This is a genomic window from Nonomuraea sp. NPDC026600, assembly GCF_040638335.1.
Lineage (GTDB): Bacteria > Actinomycetota > Actinomycetes > Streptosporangiales > Streptosporangiaceae > Nonomuraea.
The window spans coordinates 587,604-603,518 of the sequence record NZ_JBEZYD010000003.1 but is presented as its reverse complement, the minus strand read 5'-3'; the positions used below and the strand labels follow the sequence as shown (position 1 = coordinate 603,518).

At 70.1% G+C, this 15,915-nt stretch carries 13 protein-coding genes; 9 read left to right on the top strand and 4 right to left on the bottom strand.

The window, feature by feature from the left end:
- Window positions 1–86: 86 nt before the first annotated feature.
- Genes AB0F17_RS09870 through AB0F17_RS09855 form a run of 4 tightly spaced genes read left to right on the top strand, consistent with a single transcriptional unit; the run spans window position 87 to window position 5,462 of the window.
- The gene (locus AB0F17_RS09870) at window positions 87–1,820 is read left to right on the top strand and encodes a glycoside hydrolase family 97 catalytic domain-containing protein (protein WP_358019105.1); all 1,734 of its coding nucleotides are present in this window, start codon (window positions 87–89) and stop codon (window positions 1,818–1,820) included.
- Window positions 1,817–2,623 (top strand): hypothetical protein, encoded by an 807-nt coding sequence (locus AB0F17_RS09865; RefSeq protein WP_358019102.1) that lies wholly within the window; start codon window positions 1,817–1,819, stop codon window positions 2,621–2,623. Before AB0F17_RS09870 ends, AB0F17_RS09865 begins: the two co-directional genes overlap by 4 nt.
- The gene (locus AB0F17_RS09860) at window positions 2,620–3,819 is read left to right on the top strand and encodes a hypothetical protein (protein ID WP_358019099.1); all 1,200 of its coding nucleotides are present in this window, start codon (window positions 2,620–2,622) and stop codon (window positions 3,817–3,819) included. The genes AB0F17_RS09865 and AB0F17_RS09860 overlap by 4 nt, the downstream gene beginning before the upstream one ends.
- 59 nt (window positions 3,820–3,878) lie before the next feature.
- Entirely contained in the window at window positions 3,879–5,462 is a 1,584-nt protein-coding gene (locus tag AB0F17_RS09855; protein ID WP_358019096.1) for a hypothetical protein, read from the top strand.
- Here the strand turns inward: AB0F17_RS09855 and AB0F17_RS09850 are convergent.
- Window positions 5,445–7,202 carry a glycoside hydrolase family 36 protein gene (locus AB0F17_RS09850; RefSeq protein ID WP_358019093.1) on the bottom strand — a complete coding sequence of 586 codons (1,758 nt, stop codon included), beginning with the start codon at window positions 7,200–7,202 and terminating at the stop codon, window positions 5,445–5,447. The two genes, AB0F17_RS09855 and AB0F17_RS09850, sit on opposite strands and share 18 nt — an antisense overlap.
- Window positions 7,202–8,365, bottom strand: a complete 1,164-nt coding sequence (locus tag AB0F17_RS09845; protein ID WP_358019090.1) for an ROK family transcriptional regulator — start codon at window positions 8,363–8,365, stop codon at window positions 7,202–7,204. Before AB0F17_RS09845 ends, AB0F17_RS09850 begins: the two co-directional genes overlap by 1 nt.
- Before the next feature lie 71 nt (window positions 8,366–8,436).
- On the opposite strand from AB0F17_RS09845, the gene AB0F17_RS09840 reads away from it, so the two are divergent.
- Entirely contained in the window at window positions 8,437–10,515 is a 2,079-nt protein-coding gene (locus AB0F17_RS09840) for an alpha-galactosidase (RefSeq protein WP_358019087.1), read from the top strand.
- Window positions 10,516–10,539: 24 nt separating this feature from the next.
- Here AB0F17_RS09840 and AB0F17_RS09835 read toward each other — a convergent pair whose 3' ends face one another.
- Complete coding sequence (locus AB0F17_RS09835) at window positions 10,540–11,148, bottom strand: helix-turn-helix domain-containing protein (RefSeq protein ID WP_358019084.1); 609 nt, start codon at window positions 11,146–11,148, stop codon at window positions 10,540–10,542.
- A 101-nt stretch (window positions 11,149–11,249) separates the two neighbouring features.
- Here AB0F17_RS09835 and AB0F17_RS09830 point away from each other — a divergent pair, with 101 nt between their 5' ends.
- From AB0F17_RS09830 to AB0F17_RS09820, 3 genes are all read left to right on the top strand, one after another.
- The gene (locus tag AB0F17_RS09830) at window positions 11,250–12,440 is read left to right on the top strand and encodes a cytochrome P450 (RefSeq protein WP_358019082.1); all 1,191 of its coding nucleotides are present in this window, start codon (window positions 11,250–11,252) and stop codon (window positions 12,438–12,440) included.
- A gap of 7 nt (window positions 12,441–12,447) precedes the next feature.
- Window positions 12,448–12,639 carry a ferredoxin gene (locus AB0F17_RS09825; RefSeq protein ID WP_214638051.1) on the top strand — a complete coding sequence of 64 codons (192 nt, stop codon included), beginning with the start codon at window positions 12,448–12,450 and terminating at the stop codon, window positions 12,637–12,639.
- Window positions 12,640–13,664: 1,025 nt separating this feature from the next.
- The gene (locus tag AB0F17_RS09820) at window positions 13,665–14,111 is read left to right on the top strand and encodes an SAV_6107 family HEPN domain-containing protein (RefSeq protein ID WP_214637724.1); all 447 of its coding nucleotides are present in this window, start codon (window positions 13,665–13,667) and stop codon (window positions 14,109–14,111) included.
- 589 nt (window positions 14,112–14,700) lie between these two features.
- Here the strand turns inward: AB0F17_RS09820 and AB0F17_RS09815 are convergent.
- Window positions 14,701–14,982, bottom strand: coding sequence for a hypothetical protein (locus AB0F17_RS09815; protein ID WP_358019079.1), 282 nt, complete (start codon window positions 14,980–14,982; stop codon window positions 14,701–14,703).
- A 186-nt stretch (window positions 14,983–15,168) separates the two neighbouring features.
- Here AB0F17_RS09815 and AB0F17_RS09810 point away from each other — a divergent pair, with 186 nt between their 5' ends.
- A complete protein-coding gene (locus tag AB0F17_RS09810; protein WP_358019076.1) occupies window positions 15,169–15,696 on the top strand; it encodes a hypothetical protein in 528 nt (175 codons plus the stop codon).
- Window positions 15,697–15,915 lie beyond the last annotated feature (219 nt).

Genomic DNA, 15,915 nt, shown 5'->3' with positions numbered 1-15,915 from the left:
CGTGCCGCTCGTCCGAGCCGGCGCGCCCGAGCGGGTTGCCGATGAGTCCTCCTATCTCTGCTCTGGAGGGCCCTGTGCCGAGTTGGATGCTCAGTGATGAAGACCTGGAAGTCGCGGTCGCGCTCTCGGCCGACGGCGAGCCGACCCTGGAGGTGCGGCGCGGCGGTCGCGTGGTGGTGCGCCCCTCCAGGCTGGGCCTGCGGGCCGCGCACGAGGACCTGAGTACGGGCCTGACCTTCGACGGGCTGTCGTCCAGGCAGGTGACGGAGTCCTATGACACGGTGACCGGCAAGCGGCGCGAGCACCGCTATACGGCCAAGGAGTGGACGCTGTCGTTCACCAAGGGCGCGCACCGGCTGGACCTGGAGGTGCGGATCGGCGGCCACGGCGTGGCCTATCGATACGTGGTCCCATGGACCGGACCGGTGACCGTCATTGACGAAATTTCGGAGTATGTGGTGCCGGGGGAGGCTCGGGCGGTGCTCCTGCCGTACGAGAACGGGCGCTGCGACTACGAGGAGATCCACCGGCACACTCAGGTCGCCGACGCCGAGCCCATCCTGTACGGCTACCCGTCGCTCTTCCAGATCGGCGAGACCTGGCTGTTCGTCACCGAGTCGAACCTGGACAGCGGCTACGCGGGCACCCGGCTGCGCTTCGACGGCCACGCCTTCCGGCTCGACCTGCCCGACCCGTACGTGACGGCGGCCGGCCCGCTCGTCACGCCGTGGCGCACGATGATCATCGGCGAGCTGGCCACGATCGTGGCCAGTGACCTGGTGACCAGCCTGGCCGCGCCTTCGGCGGTGGCCGACACCTCGTGGATCCGGCCCGGCGCCGCGGCCTGGTCGTGGTGGTCCGACGGGCCGTCCACGCGGGACCTGGAGGCGCAGAAGCGCTGGGTCGACTTCGCGGCCGAGCACGGCTGGCCGTACGTGCTGGCCGACGCCGGATGGAACAAGGAATGGATGCCCGCGCTGATCGCCTACGCCGCGGCCAGGGACGTCGGCGTCTGGCTCTGGTCGCACTGGCAGCACGTCGACACCGAGCTGGAACACCGCGAGAAGCTCGCGCTCTGGAAGGAATGGGGCGCCGTCGGCGTCAAGATCGACTTCACCGAGTCCGACGGTCAGGACCGGATGCGCTGGTTCGACGCCATCCTGGCCGCCACCGCCCGGCTGAAGCTCATGGTCGTCTTCCACGGCGGCACGATCCCGCGTGGTACTGAGCGGACCTGGCCGCAGTTCATGACCGCGGAGGCGGTCAAGGGCGCCGAGTGGATCAAGCCGAAGCCCGGCAAGCTGCCGCTCTATCCGCCCGCGCACTACCTGTCGCTCGCGTTCACCCGCAACGTGCAGGGCCCGATGGACTTCACCCCGTGCACGTTCACCGCAGTCCGCGCCATCTCCGCCGGATTCGAGCTCGCGCTGTCGGTGATCTTCGAATCGGGCGTCCAGCACTTCGCCGACAGCATCGAGTCCTACCGGGCCAGGCCCGAGGCGTTGCGGCTGCTCTCCGGCGTTCCCACCGCATGGGACGACACGCGGCTGCTCTCCGGCGACCCCGCCGACCACATCCTGCTGGCCAGGAGGAGCGGCGACGAATGGTACGTCGGCGCGGGCGTGTCGGGCGAGGCCCGCACGCTCACCGTGCCGCTCGACTTCCTGGACGCGGGGGAGTGGGCGGCCGTGATCTACCGGGACGCCCCTGACGACGGCATCCTCGCCGAGACGGCGACTGTCTCCGCCGGGGGCAAGCTCGACCTCGCCGTATCCCCCAACGGCGGGTTCACCCTCCATCTGAGGAGAGAGACCTCATGATCAAGCGCCTGAGCGGCACCCTCGCCGCTCTCACCCTCGTCGTGTTACCCACCTCGCCCGCCTCGGCCACAGCGGCCGTCTGGACGCAGCGCTGGAACCCGAGCCCGGCCAACCAGACGGTCGCGCAGGCCTTCGAGGGCATCGAGGACGACCGCTCCGACTCCCACCCCGGCGTCACCCACATCTACGTCTCCGGCGACGCCTACCGCTTCGACATGCACACCCAGGACCGCGACGGCGACGACCGGCAGCGCAACGAGGTCAAGGGCATGCGCACGAGCGGCAGCGCGTACCTCAAGATCCTGAAGAACCAGGTCTGGCGCATCTCCTACCAGCTGTACATCCCGACCTCGCTCGACGCGACCAGTTCCTTCACCCACATCGCGCAGATGAAGGTGCCCGGCTCCGGCGCGCCCCTCTACACGATGTCGCTGCCCATCTCGGGCGGCACGCCGAAGATCAACGTTCGCTACTGGGACGAGGACGAGCAGACGCACGAGGTCGGCAACACGAACCTGGCCCCGATCCAGGGCAAGTGGCTCGACACCACCTTCGAGTTCAAGGCCTCGGACACCGGATACCTGCGCTGGACGCTCAAGGACGGCTCGACGACGCTGGTCGACAAACGCCTCGACAACACCGACCTCTGGCGCGCCGACACCGACTACCTCCGGCCCAAGTGGGGCATCTACCGCAGCATCAACAGCTCCGGCCTGCAGAACACGTACCTGCTGATCAGGAACCTGCGAGCGGACCAGCAGACGGCCGGCGCGGCCGAGAGCGACGAGGTAGAGCGCCCGTGAGGATCACTCGCCTGGCGGGCGCGCTCGCCACGCTCGCCCTGATCGCGACCGCCACCCCCGCCACCGCGGCGCCCACCCCGTCGCAGAGGCCGTCCCGCTGGGAACTGCGCTGGGACCCGAGCACCGACGGCGTCAACGCGTTCGAGGCGCTGGAGGACGACCGGCGCGGCTCCCACCCCGAGGGCCAGCCGCACGTCTCCACAGACAAGGACGCCTGGAAGTTCACCGCCCATCTGGAGGACCGCGACGGCTCCGACCGCATGCGCAACGAGGTACGCGGCATGCGCGACCACGACGGCGCCCCGCTGGAGATCCGCAAGGACGAGACCTGGCGGATCAGCTATCGCATGTACATCCCGGACACCCTCGACGCGACCACCTCGTTCACCCACATCTGGCAGTTGAAGAACTCCGACGTCGGCACCCCGATCGCGCAGATCTCGCTACCGGTCATCGGGGGAGTGCAGAAGATCGCGGCCCGCTACTGGACGCTCCCGGACAACACCTCGCACGACTTCGCCACCGCCGACCTGGAGCCGATCCAGAACAAGTGGGTCACCGTCACGCTGGAGTTCAGGTCGAGCGACGACGGCTACATGCGCTGGACCCTGGCGGACGGCCGCCGGACGATCGCCGACCAGAAGGTCGAGCACATCGACCTGTGGTGGACCCAGGAGCAGTACAACCGCCCCAAGTGGGGCATCTACCGCAGCATCAAGAGCGCCGGGCTGCAGGAGACGTACCTGCTGGTCAAGGATCTGAAGGCGTGGCAGCTCGGCCCGGCGACGCCGCCGGTCAAGCTCCCGCCGCCGGACCGGAGCCCGGGTGCCTATGAGGCCGAGCGGGTGGGCAACGTCTGGGAGGGCGCGGCCGAGCCCGCCTACTGTGCGGTCTGCTCGGGCGGCCGCAAGGTGATCCTCATCGGCGGCAACGTCTATGACTACGCCGTGGTCAAGGGCGTGCTGTCGGAGACCACCGGCACCCGGCAACTGACCGTGCACGCGCTGGTGGACGGCGCGCAGACGTTCGCGGTCAGCGTCAACGGGGCCGACTCGATCCAGGTGCCGATGACCGGGACCAAGGACACGGTGACGACCACGACCGTGCCGGTGGACCTGGTGGCCGGGGTCAACACGATCCGGTTCTTCAGCCTCACGGCCAGGGGTCCCGAGCTCGACAAGATCGTCATCAGCTGAGCCCGAACGAACGGCCCGCGCCCTGCTCGGGTGCGGGCCGTACCCCCTTAGGAGAGGCCATGGCACACGATCTCAGCAGACGCGGATTGCTCGTGGCTGGAGGCACGCTGGCGATCGCCGCGGCCGCCGGTGCCACGCCCGCAGGCGCCACCACGCTCTGGCAGTCCAAGCTCGTCTCGTACGACAGGCGCGGGCGGCTGGCCTACGCGCAGGACGCCGAAGGCAACCGCATCCCCGACTTCAGCCACGCCGGATACCGCAACGGCGAGCGGCCGATCCCGTACGTGCGGGTGGTCAAGGCCATCCGGCCGGTCGAGGGCGACAACACCGCGCACGTTCAGGCCGCCCTCGACGAGATCGCCGCGCTGCCCCGCGAGCGGCGCGGCGCGCTGCTCCTGCTGCCCGGCCTCTACCCGGTCGCCGGCACCCTGTACGTACGCGCCGACGGCATGGTCCTGCGCGGCAGCGGCGACGGCGAGGACCCGGCCGGCAACACGATCATCAAGGCCACCGGCAACAACCCCAAGGACCGCGACGTCATCGTGGTCGGCGGCACTGCGGCGGGCGGCTGGAAGGGGGAGGTGCCGGGCACCCGCACCGACATCACCACGGACTTCGTGCAGGTGGGCGCCCGCGAGTTCGAGGTGGCGAGCGCCGGGTCGTTGCGTCCCGGCGACAACATCGTGATCTACCACCCGTGCTCGGAGGAGTGGCTCAAGGCCATCGACTACGGCGGCCACGACGTGGGCCCGGCGTGGCAGGTGGGCGAGCACCCGATCATCTACAACCGCTACATCCGCGAGATCTCCGGCAACAGGCTGAAGATCGACGTGCCCGTGTACAACCACCTGAACCGGGCGCTGTCCCAGTCGTCGGTCTACAAGTGGGACCGGGCCGGGCTCGTCACCCAGGTGGGTGTGGAGCGGCTGCGCGTGGACATCGAGTACCACGGCGACCCCGAGCAGGACGAGGACCACGCCTACAACGCGATCGTGCTGCTGCGCACCGAGGACTCGTGGGTGCGCGACTGCACGATGCTGCACTTCACCCAGTCCGGGGTGGCCACGCAGGAGACCACACGCGCCACCGTCGAGAACTGCCGCGCCATCGACCCGGTCAGCATCGTCACCGGCAGCAGGCGTTACAACTTCAACACCTACGTGTACTCCCAGCAGGTGCTGTTCCGCGACTGCCACGCCTACAAGTCGCGGCACGCCTTCGTCTCCAACGGGCACAGCACGGTGTCGGGCGTGGTGTTCCTGCGCGGGACGGCCGAGTACGCGCTGAACTCCAGCGAGGGCCACCGCCGCTGGTCCCAGGGCCTGCTGTACGACGGGCACCGCGACATCGACCCGCACTACGACTACACGCTGGGCCTGTACAACCGGGGCCGCTACGGCACCTCGCACGGCTGGTCGGCGGCGCACTCGGTGGCCTGGCGGTGCGACGTGTCGACCAGCAGGCTCATCGTCCAGAAGCCGCCGACGGCCCAGAACTACGCGATCGGCTGCCTGGGCACGGTCACCGGGGACGGCCCCTTCCCGCAGCCCGCCGGGTACATCGAGGGCGCCGGGCAGCCGGGTCTCTTCCCGCCTTCGCTGTACGAGGCGCAGCTCTTCGACCGCCTACGTGGCGGCTTCTGAGCCCAGGTCCAGCCGGAGCAGCCCGCCCGTGGGCACCGTGATCGTGTGCGTGCCGGGGGACAGCTCCAGCGTCACGTCGTTCACCGTACGGCCCCGGCAGGTCTGGACCCTGGCGCGGGCCGTACCGGAGTGGCCGGCCTGGAGCAGCACGTCGGCCGAGTCGTCGGCGTTGGCCAGCCACAATGTGCCCGCATCCGGGACGGCCACCGGCAGCGGCGCGTAGCGGGCCGTGATGACCGTGCCCGCCGAACGGGCCGTGACCTGCGGGTAGACCAGATCGGGCCGGGCCGGCTCGAACGCGCCGCGCTGCAGCACCTCGGCGTGCTCTTTGACGAAGCCCAGCCAGAACCGCAGCACCTCCAACTGAGCGGGCGTCTGCGTGGTGAGGTCCACCGAGATCTGCGGGACCGCGAACAGCACGTTGACGAGCTGCGCCGCCACCCGCTCGGGGGTCTCCTGCGGGTGCCACATCAGCATGTCGGCGTGCACGGCCAGCGGCCCGGCGATCAGGCGCAGGTCCACCGTCCGCTGGCGGTTGTGCGCGGGGCTGAGCGGGCAGTCCGACGCGCGGACCATCGTCGCGTACGGCCACAGCCCCGGGCTCACGTACGGCTGGCGCAGCTCCACCAGGCAGTCCGTGGGCAACAGGGCCAGCAGCCGCCGCACGCCCTCGTTGACGGTCGCGCAGTCGGCCTCGGGCCCCGGCTCGGGCGGGTCCTCCACGGCGAACTGGTCGATGAAGTCGATCTTCAGGCCGTCCATGCCCCACTCCCGGATCGCCCGGGTCAGGTGGCCGGCGAGGAGCTCGCGGATGTAGGGGTAGCGCGGGTCGACGATGACCGCGTTCATGTGCTCCTTGTAGGCCAGCGAGTACGGCTGCACGCGGTCCCAGAGCGCGGTGTGGCGGCCGACGAACGGCAGCGCGTACCAGAGCAGGTAGGCGAGCCCCGCCTGCTTGACCGCCGCCACATGTCCAGAAATATCGGGAAAAGACGTGGCGGACGGCTCCCACTCGCCGACGTGCCCGTAACCGCGCCCGCGGTCGTCGCTGTGCCAGCCGTCGTCCACGATGATCGCCTCGCAGCCCAGCTCGGCCGCAGGACCGGCCTGCCGTTCCACGCTCGCGGCGTCGACGTGCTGCTGCATGGCGTACCAGGTCGAGTAGGCGGGCATCCGCGCCACCTCGGGAACCTCGCGCACCGAGCCGCGCCACCACGCGGCCACGTCCGCCAGCGTGCGGGCGAAGTGCCGTCCGGTGAGATCCAGCCGCAGCACCAGGCCGGTGCCGGGATCGGCGTCGTGCTCGGCCCAGAAGCCGAAGTCCCCGGTCTCCTCCACGACTCCGGTGCGGAGGTGCACCGGCCGGATCACCTCGCCGACGGCGTACGTGCACAGCGACACGTCCCCGGCGCCCACCAGGCATCCCACGGGAGCGTTCTTCTCCAGGGCGGCCACCCGGGGCTTGCGCCAGAACGGCGGCAGTCCTCGGTGCTCGCCGCCGTCGGGCGCCCAGAACGCCGTCGCGGCCACGCACGGCACCCGCCACGCCACGCGGACGACGGCGGGCCGGTCAGGCGTGATCCGCAGCTCGTGGACGCCGTCGGCGTCCTCGGCGACGGTCCAGGCGAGCTCGGCCGCGGCCGTCGCCGTCAGCTCCGTCCCGCCTACGCTGATGCGCACCTCGCGGGTCTCCGAGGGGGCGCGGTCGTGCGGCTGCCAGATCCCGGTCGCCGCGGTCATCAGCGCTCCTGGAGGGTGAAGAAGGTCTGGATGGCGACCGAGGCCGCGCCGCGCGCCCACTGCTCGAACGGCCGGGGGCGCAGGAAGATCCGGCAGTCGGCCGCCGCCCCGAACGCCTGGCTCGCGAACGACCGGCTGATCTGCTCCTCGAACAGGTCGTAGGCCGCCAGCCCCTGCACGTCGCCGGTCACGATGATGCGCTCGGGCCCGATCAGGTTCGCCATGGCCGCCATGGCCAGCCCGATCGCGTGCCCGGCCCTGGCGAACACCTCGCGCGCCGCCAGGTCGCCCGCGTGGGCGGCGTCGATGGCCGCGTCGATGGTCAGCTCCGCGTTGCCGAGGGCCTCGCGGACCGCGGTAACGATGGGCGCGGTCCCGGCGATCGCCTCGACGCAGCCGCGCCCTCCGCAGTGGCACTCGGGCGCCTCGCCGCCGACCGGGATGTGCCCGATCTCCCCGGCGACGCCGTGCGAACCGGCGACGATCCGGTCGTTCACCACCAGCCCGCAGCCGATCCCCACCCCCACCGTGACCAGGGCGAACGACGACGCGCCGATGCCCTCGCCGAACCACTGCTCGGCCACGGTGAGGGACTTGACGTCGTTCTCGACCGTGACCCGCAGGCCCGTCGCCGCGGCGGCCAACTCGGCCAGCGGCACCTGCCGCCAGCCGAGGAAGGGGGAGTAGCGCACCATGCCGTGCGCCTTGTCGACGTCACCCGACACCGCCAGGCCCAGCGCGTGACACCGCCGCCGGTAGGCCGGGTCGGCGGCGAGCAGCTCGGCCACGAGGTCGGCCAGCGTCGCCACCACACCCTCGGGCGAGATCGCCGTCAGCGGGCGACGCGCGCCGACGAGCACCTGGGCGCGCAGGTCGGTGACGACGCCGATGAGCTCGTCGTCGGTGATCTTCACGCCGGTGAAGAACTCCCGGTCCGGCTTGATGGCCAGCGGGCTGGCCGGGCGGCCCGCGCCGGGGCCCGGCCGGTCGGTGGCCTCCAGCTCTTCCAGATAGCCCGCCTCGATGAACGGGCGGGCCGCCTTGGTGACGGCGGCGGACGACAGCCCCGTCCGCCTGGCGATCTCCACCCGGGAGACCGGCCCCTGCGTCAGGACCATGGTGAACACGGTGGCCGCCGCGGGAGTGGTGAGCGGTGCGGGCATGATGGGCATCGTAACACTAATTAACTTCGTTAAGAATTGATTCCAGGGGCACGTCGATCTAGGCTCCGGACATGCCTTCGGTGACCTTCGACGCCGCCAGCCGTACGTACCTGCTGCGTACCTCCACCACCAGCTACGTCTTCGGCCTCGACGCCGAGGATACGCCCGTCCACCTGCACTGGGGGCCCGTTCTGACCGAGGAGCAGGCCGCCTCCCTGCCCCGGCCGGCGGCGCCCCCCGCGAGCAGCTTCGACGGCGCGGGAGCGGCCGAGGAGCTCGGCACCGAAGCGGGCGCCCGCTTCGGCACCCCTTCACTGCAGATCGCCTTCCCCGACGGGGCCCGGGGCGTCGACTGGCGCCATCTCGGTCACACGGTCGACGGGGGACACCTGACGGTCCGCTTCCGGGACGCCGTCCAGCCGTTCGAGGTGGACCTGCACTACCGGGTGCGCGGTGACGTCCTGGAACGGTGGATCGGGCTGCGGTCCGAGGTGCCCGTGACGATCCTGCGGTGCGACTCGGCCGCATGGAGCGTTCCGTTGCTGTCCGGCTACCGGCTCAGCCACGCCACCGGCGGCTGGAGCGCCGAGCATCAGCTGCGCCGTACCGACCTCACCGTGGGCGAGACGACGCTGACCAGCAGACGCGGGGTGACCAGTCATCACGCGAACCCCTGGCTCACCGTCGACGGCGGCGAGGCCGGCGAGCGTCACGGCGAGGTGTGGAGCTGTGCGCTGGCCTGGAGCGGTAGCTGGCGCATCACGGTCACGCGCACCCCCTCGGGGAGCGCGGGGTGGACGGGCGGGTTCGGCCACGAGGGCCTCACCTGGCGGCTGGAACCGGGGGAGGAGTGGGTCACGCCGGTGTTCGCCGGCGTCTACGCCCCTGACGGGTTCGGCGGGGCCAGCCGCCGCTGGCACGATCACGTCACCCAGAACGTGCTGCCCAAGCCGGACGAGCTGCGCCCGGTCGTCTACAACGCCTGGGAGGCCGTCGGGTTCGACGTGGCCGAGTCGAACCAGAAGGAGCTCGCCGCGCTCGCGGCCCGCGCCGGCGTGGAGCTGTTCGTCATGGACGACGCCTGGTTCGGCGGGCGCACCGGCGACAGTGCCGGGCTCGGCGACTGGTGGCCGAACCCGGACCGCTTCCCCAACGGGCTGGCTCCGCTCATCGACGAGGTACACGGCCTGGGCATGCGCTTCGGCCTGTGGGTCGAACCCGAGATGGTCAACCCCGACAGCGACCTCTACCGCGCGCACCCCGACTGGGTGCTGCACATGCCCGGCCGCCCGCGCACGCTGCTGCGCAACCAGCTCGTCCTCAACTTCGCCCGGCCCGACGTCGCGGACTGGGCGCACAAGTGGCTCCACCGGCTGGTCGGCGAGCACGGCGTCGACTTCCTGAAGTGGGACTTCAACCGGGCCTTCACCGAGGCGGGCCGGCCCGGCGCCGCCGACCAGGACCGGCTCTGGATCGACCACGTCAGAGCCGTCTACTCGATCATGGACCGGCTCCGCGCCGACCATCCGCACCTGCGCATCGAGGCGTGCGCGGGTGGCGGCGGCCGTACCGACCTGGGCATCCTCGCCCGTACCGACCAGGTGTGGACCTCCGACAACACCGACGCCCACGACCGCATCGCCATCCAGCGCGGCTTCAGCCAGATCTACCCCGCCCGCGTGATGGCCGCCTGGGTCACCGACAGCCCGAACCCGCTCACCCACCGGGTCACCCCGCTGAGCTTCCGCTTCCACGTCGCGATGGCCGGCGCGCTCGGCCTCGGCGGCGACCTGCTGAAGTGGACCCCCGCCGAGCTGGCCGAGGCCGCCGCGCTGGTCGGCCGCTACAAGGAGATCAGACCCGTCGTCCAGCTCGGGCGGCAGGACAGGCTCGAGTACGGCGTGCAGTACACCCACGGCGACCGGGTGGTCGTCCTCGCCTGGCGGGGGCCCGTCGCGCACGGAACGCCGCTCGTGCCGCTCCGCCTGGCCGGGCTCGACCCGCTCGGCCGCTACCGCGACGAGGACACCGGGGCATTGCACCACGGGGCCCTGCTCATGTCGCCGGGCCTGCTGCCGGACCTGCCCGCGGGTGACTACGCCAGCACGCTGATCCGCCTGCGGGCGCTCGCTCCTGGTTCAGCCGATTGATCCGCTTGCGCGCTCGGTCCTGGTTCAGCCGATCGATGACAGGCCGCGCAGGGTGAGCTGGGCGGCGCGGATGGCCGCCTCCTCCGCCTGCTCCAGCGACCCGCCACGGTTGATGCTGGCGATGACCGCGAGCTTGGTGGCGCCGATCAGCGCGCCCACGGCCGCCGCCGCGTCCACGTGGTCGAGCTCGTCGGGGAAGGCGTCCTCCAGCGCCCGCGCCAGCCGGAGCTGGCTGTCGAACAGCAGGTGCAGCGCCCGCGCCTGCAACGAGGGGACGGTCATGATCAGCCGCATCCGCAGCGGCACCTGCTCCACCGAGAAGGCGTCTTCGTTGTCGGTGGTCCAGTCCACGCTCGCTCGGATCAGCCGCAGCAGCAGGTCCGCCAGGTGCTCGCCGGGCATCCTGGACGAGATCAGCTCCATGGCCAGCGCCATGCGCGACTCGCCGTCGAAGAACAGCACGTCCTCCTTGCTGGCGAAGTAGCTGAAGAACGTCCGCGTCGACACCTCGGCCTCGGCCGCGATCTCGGCCAGCGTGGTCTCCTCGAAGCCCTTCTCGTCGAACAGCCGGAGCGCGGCCTCGATCAGCGCCCGGCGCGTGCGCTGTTTCTTACGCTCCCGCAGTCCCACCATGTCGCGAACTTTACCGTCAATCTCCATTTGTTGCACCCATTGAAATTTTGCAACGGATGAGGTTTTCTGGAGAGGTTGACGACGAGAAAGGGAACCGCAGCATGTCTGATCTGACCCTCACCACCACCCGCCAACGCCCCTTCGATCCGCCCGACGAAATCGCCGAGCTACGGCCAAAAGCGGCGATCCACCGCATGACCTACGCCGACGGGCACCTCGGGTGGCTCGTGACCGGCTACTCCGCCGCGCGCGCCGTGCTCGCCGACGCGCGCTTCAGCAACCGCCCCGAGCGCATGCACGCGCCGATCCCGGCCCGGATGGAGCTCGCGAGGGAGGGGGGCTTCCGCGTTCCGCCCGGGTTCTTCCTGCGGATGGACGCGCCCGAGCACACCCGCTACCGCAAGCTCCTCACCGGCCAGTTCACCGTGCGCCGGATGAAGGAGCTGGAGCCGAGGATCGCCGAGATCACCGAGGCCTGTCTGGACGCCATGGAGGCCGCGGGCAAGCCGGTGGACCTGGTGCAGGAGTTCGCGCTGCCCATCCCGTCGCTGGTGATCTGCGAGCTGCTCGGAGTGCCGTACGAGGATCGGGCGCAGTTCCAGGAAGACACCAAGGTGCTCGTCAACCTGGAGGTCAAGGCCGAGGACGCCATCGGCGCGATGACCCGCATCTCCGCCTACCTCTACGGGCTGATCCAGCGCAAGCGCGCCAAGCCGACGGATGACCTGCTCAGCGGCCTGGTCGAGAGCGGCGAGCTGAACGACGAGGAGCTTACGGGCGTCGCGTTCCTGCTGCTGGTGGCCGGGCACGAGACCACAGCCAACATGCTCGGCCTCGGCACCTACGCGCTGCTCACCAACCCCGCCCAGCTCGCCGTGATGCGCGACGACCCGTCCGCGGTCGAGAACGGCGTCGAGGAACTGCTGCGCTACCTCACGATCATCCACCTCGGGCCGCTCAGGAGCGCACTGGCCGACGTCGAGATCGAGGGCCAGGTCATCAAGGCCGGCGAATCGGTCATGCTCCACCTGCCGGTGATCAACCGCGACCCGTCCCGCTTCCCGGACGGCGAACACCTCGACCTCACCAGGCCCGCCACCGGTCACCTCACGTTCGGCCACGGCATCCACCAGTGCCTCGGCCAGCAACTGGCCCGGGCCGAGATGCGCATCGGCTACCCCGCGCTCCTGCGGCGCTTCCCCGGCCTACGCTTGGCCGTATCACCGGAGGAGGTGCCGATGCGCTCGGACATGAGCATCTATGGAGTGCACCGCCTCCCTGTCACCTGGTAGGTCAATGATGGAGATCAAGGCAGACACGACGGTGTGCATCGGTGCGGGCATGTGCGCGCTGACGGTGCCGGCGATATTCGACCAGAGCGAGGACGAGGGGACGGTGGTGGTCCTTGACTCCACCCCACCGGCCGAGCTGGAAGACGCCGTCCGCCGCGCCGTGACGTTGTGCCCGTCCGGGGCCATCTCGGTGGTCTGAGACACCATTCCGTACGTTTTTCACGTTTTATCGTGATTTGCCGGTTATTACCGCGCCGACGGCGGTTCTCTTTTGCCTTACGTTCTGGCCAGACCGCATTGTCTTACGGCCTGGCCGGACCGGAGCACTCCGCCGTCGACGCGGCTCCCTGCGCCTCGCACCACACCCCACGGCCTCTGGCACCACGGCACACGCCCCAAGGCCCTCACGCCATAGCCGCCTCGGCTCTTGGCTCCAGAGTCCACGCCCTCGGCCCCTGCGGCCCTTTGGTCGCGCGCCCCGAGCCCGCTTGCTCCACGGCCCTCTGCTCCTCAGCTCTTGCGGCCCCTCGGCCGCGCGCCCCGAGCCCGGCTGCCCCCACGGCCCTCGGTCCCACGCTGAGCTGCCACGCTCCACGGGCGCTCAGGTCGGCCGTCGTAGCGTCAACGGTCACTGCGGCCCTCCATACCGGTCACTCGTGGGCAGCGGCAATCTGGCCACGGTGCCCTGCCGCAAGCTCGCGACCCCGCTACGTCCTGCGCGGGACCTGGCGCCTTCGACCACTCGCCCTGCCTCTGCTCACCTGCATGCTTCACGGACCCGACACCTGGCCCTCGGCGCCCCCCTCGCAACACGGCCCCACCCGGCGCGCCCCTCTCAGGACGGCGCCCCTCTCAGGGCGGATCCGCACGTCGAAGGGCGTATGCTCTTTCGCCCCCCATGTTGATCGAATCTGTGTTCGTAGAACAGGTTGACACCGAGCGTGATCGAAATTATGTTCGACCTAGTGGCGTGAGGCTCGCGGCTCACGTCGTAGGACCTGGTCGCGGGCCGTTCGCTTCCCCCAAGCGAGACCCGCGATCAGGCTCCAGGGCGAAGGGCGTGTCCTTGTCGTCGGCGGAGACGAGTGGGCGCGTCCTGGCTGGACGGGGAGTGGGGAAGCTCCTCGTCCAGCCAGCCCGGCGGAATTGTCGGTGGAGTCTGCGAACGTTGGCTCCACCGGCGGAGACGTCGGGAGCCGCCATGACTCCAAGGAGGCGCGCAAGATGGCACAACGGCTCGGCGATACGCAGGGGCCCCGGCTGTCGCCCGCGGTTCGGGCACACCTGACGGATTCACGTTCCTGCCTGGCGGAGGCGGCGACCGCTCGCACCCCGGCATCCCGATATGTGGCAGCACATCTGGCAGCTCTGCGAGCGGCGGCGGCGATCCTGGCCGCCCGCCCCCGCCCCATGGAAGGCCGCAGGCGCCGCCTGCGCAGCGCCTGGGAGCTGCTCCCAGAGGCGGAGCCCAGGCTCGCGGAGTGGGCCGCCTACTTCTCGGTGAGCGCCGCCAAGCGCGCCGCCGCCGAGGCCGGCATGGTCCGTGGCGTCAGCGCAGCCGACGCGGACGAGCTCCTGGCCGAGGCGGACACCTTCGTCGCCGTGGTACAGGACATCTTGGGCGTCCCCGCCCAACCCCAACTCCCGGTCGAGGTCCCCCTGGCCGGCTGACCACACCGCTCGCGCCGCCGACATCAGCGGCGAGTGGGCAGCCGGACAACCCCAACACGAGCGAACACGCCGACGCAGGCGAGGGACCCTCGACCAAGTACGACCACGCCAAACCGGCAACGGCGGAGCGAGATGTTCCAAGCGTGCGCGAACACGCCGATGCACGCGAGGCCCCACGTCCCGAATATGGGTGACCACGCCAGACCGGTGGAGGCAAGCGGGACGCCGCAAGTACGCGCGGATAGTGCCAGCGCAGGTGAGGCCGAACGTCCCGCAGATGGGTGGCCACACCGGTCCGATGGAGGCGGGGCGGGCGTCTCGAGTGTGCGGAACGCGCCGACGCGGGCCGGACCGAATCCTGGACGCTGTGACCATGCTGGCCCTTGGAGCGGGGATGCGCTAGATGCGACCACGCGGCGGCGAAGGCGAGCCCGTGTCCCGCTTTCGTCGCCGCGCTGAGCTGCTCGTCCTAAGCGTCCCGATCCGACCTACAGGTCCCGACTCGCGCGCGTGCGAATCCCCACTTGATCAACACACGATGTCCCGACGGGTCTGCCCGCATGTCCTCGGTGGCGCGGCAGGAGGTCGTTCACATCGGATCGCACAGCGGTACGGTGCTGTAGTCCTCGCCGGCTACTGGGCGGATGTCTTGCCACCGCACCCAGTGGGCCTGGCCCATGTGCTCGCTGCCGTCATCGGTGTTCACCGTGTGCGGGGGCCAGAGCAGGAAGCCCCACCGTTCTCCTTCCGCATCGCCCCACGCCAGCAGATATCGCGCCTCACCGTTGCCGGTGGCCGGGAACATCGTCGCGGCATGTTCGACGATCGGCGGTCGCCACAGTCCTGGTAGGCCTTTCGTGTCGAGATGCATTGGTCCATTATACGAACTGGAGTTCGATATCGCCAGGCGGAGATCGCTTTCCCTCTCCCGATCTGGGGCTCCGTTGCCATCGAAGGCTGATCATTGTCACGGAAATCTGCTGACGGCTAGGTTCGTGCCATCGAAGTCGGAGTGCTGGGCGCTTGGCGCCGGACGATGGTCTTCTGTGGGGGTTCTGTGAAGCGAGTCCATGTGATCGCCATCGTCGTGGCAACGTTCATCGTTCTGGGGCTGGCCGGACTCGTCATCGTCATGACGGGCAGAGTGCTCACAGCGATGACCGGAGCTCCCCGGCCCGAATCGCCGCCGGCGTCCTTCGAACTGCGGCCCGTGCTTGAGGAGTCCTCCGTTCCCTGTGCCCCGGGAACGGTGGCCGCTCTCGGCGGCTCCTCCTGTTACAAGCTCGGCCAAGGGATGGCAGACATCAGAGCTGAGAAGGCAACAGCCGCCATGTCCTATGGGACGACCTGGACAGTCCAGGTCACGCTCAACGAGACCGACGGTCCCACGTTCTCCGACCTGACATCAAGGCTCTACCAACTGCCTGCTCCGCGGAACAAACTCGCGGTCGTCGTCGACGGCAAAGTGATCACCGCACCGACGATCACACAGCAGATCCCTGGACGGGTGTTGGAGATCAGCGGTGCCCTCACCCAGCAGACAGCCACCGACCTGGCCAGACGGCTCGTGGCCGCGCCCAACTGACCTACCTGGCTGCGCCTGCGCGGTGAACTTGCGCGGCCGGCCCTGCGAGGGTGAATGCGCGCGTGGGATCTGAGAGGCGCGCGAGTGGACCTGCGACCGGATGTGCGCGGTGTCGTCTCCGCCAACCGGTTGTACGGCCTCGACCCCAAGCACCGGCGGCGTCTCCCCGGGCCCCGAGTGCGAAGCCCGTGGACGTACACCTCGAAGCGAAGGCGGATT

What these genes read in the sequence shown, in the direction of transcription:
- AB0F17_RS09870 (WP_358019105.1), top strand. Translation starts at nt 87, where the DNA reads ATGCTCAGTGATGAAGACCTGGAAGTCGCGGTCGCGCTCTCGGCCGAC.
- AB0F17_RS09865 (WP_358019102.1), top strand. Translation starts at nt 1,817, where the DNA reads ATGATCAAGCGCCTGAGCGGCACCCTCGCCGCTCTCACCCTCGTCGTG.
- AB0F17_RS09855 (WP_358019096.1), top strand. Translation starts at nt 3,879, where the DNA reads ATGGCACACGATCTCAGCAGACGCGGATTGCTCGTGGCTGGAGGCACG.
- AB0F17_RS09850 (WP_358019093.1), bottom strand. Translation starts at nt 7,202, where the DNA reads ATGACCGCGGCGACCGGGATCTGGCAGCCGCACGACCGCGCCCCCTCG.
- AB0F17_RS09845 (WP_358019090.1), bottom strand. Translation starts at nt 8,365, where the DNA reads ATGCCCGCACCGCTCACCACTCCCGCGGCGGCCACCGTGTTCACCATG.
- AB0F17_RS09840 (WP_358019087.1), top strand. Translation starts at nt 8,437, where the DNA reads ATGCCTTCGGTGACCTTCGACGCCGCCAGCCGTACGTACCTGCTGCGT.
- AB0F17_RS09835 (WP_358019084.1), bottom strand. Translation starts at nt 11,148, where the DNA reads ATGGTGGGACTGCGGGAGCGTAAGAAACAGCGCACGCGCCGGGCGCTG.
- AB0F17_RS09830 (WP_358019082.1), top strand. Translation starts at nt 11,250, where the DNA reads ATGTCTGATCTGACCCTCACCACCACCCGCCAACGCCCCTTCGATCCG.
- AB0F17_RS09825 (WP_214638051.1), top strand. Translation starts at nt 12,448, where the DNA reads ATGGAGATCAAGGCAGACACGACGGTGTGCATCGGTGCGGGCATGTGC.
- AB0F17_RS09820 (WP_214637724.1), top strand. Translation starts at nt 13,665, where the DNA reads ATGGCACAACGGCTCGGCGATACGCAGGGGCCCCGGCTGTCGCCCGCG.
- AB0F17_RS09815 (WP_358019079.1), bottom strand. Translation starts at nt 14,982, where the DNA reads ATGCATCTCGACACGAAAGGCCTACCAGGACTGTGGCGACCGCCGATC.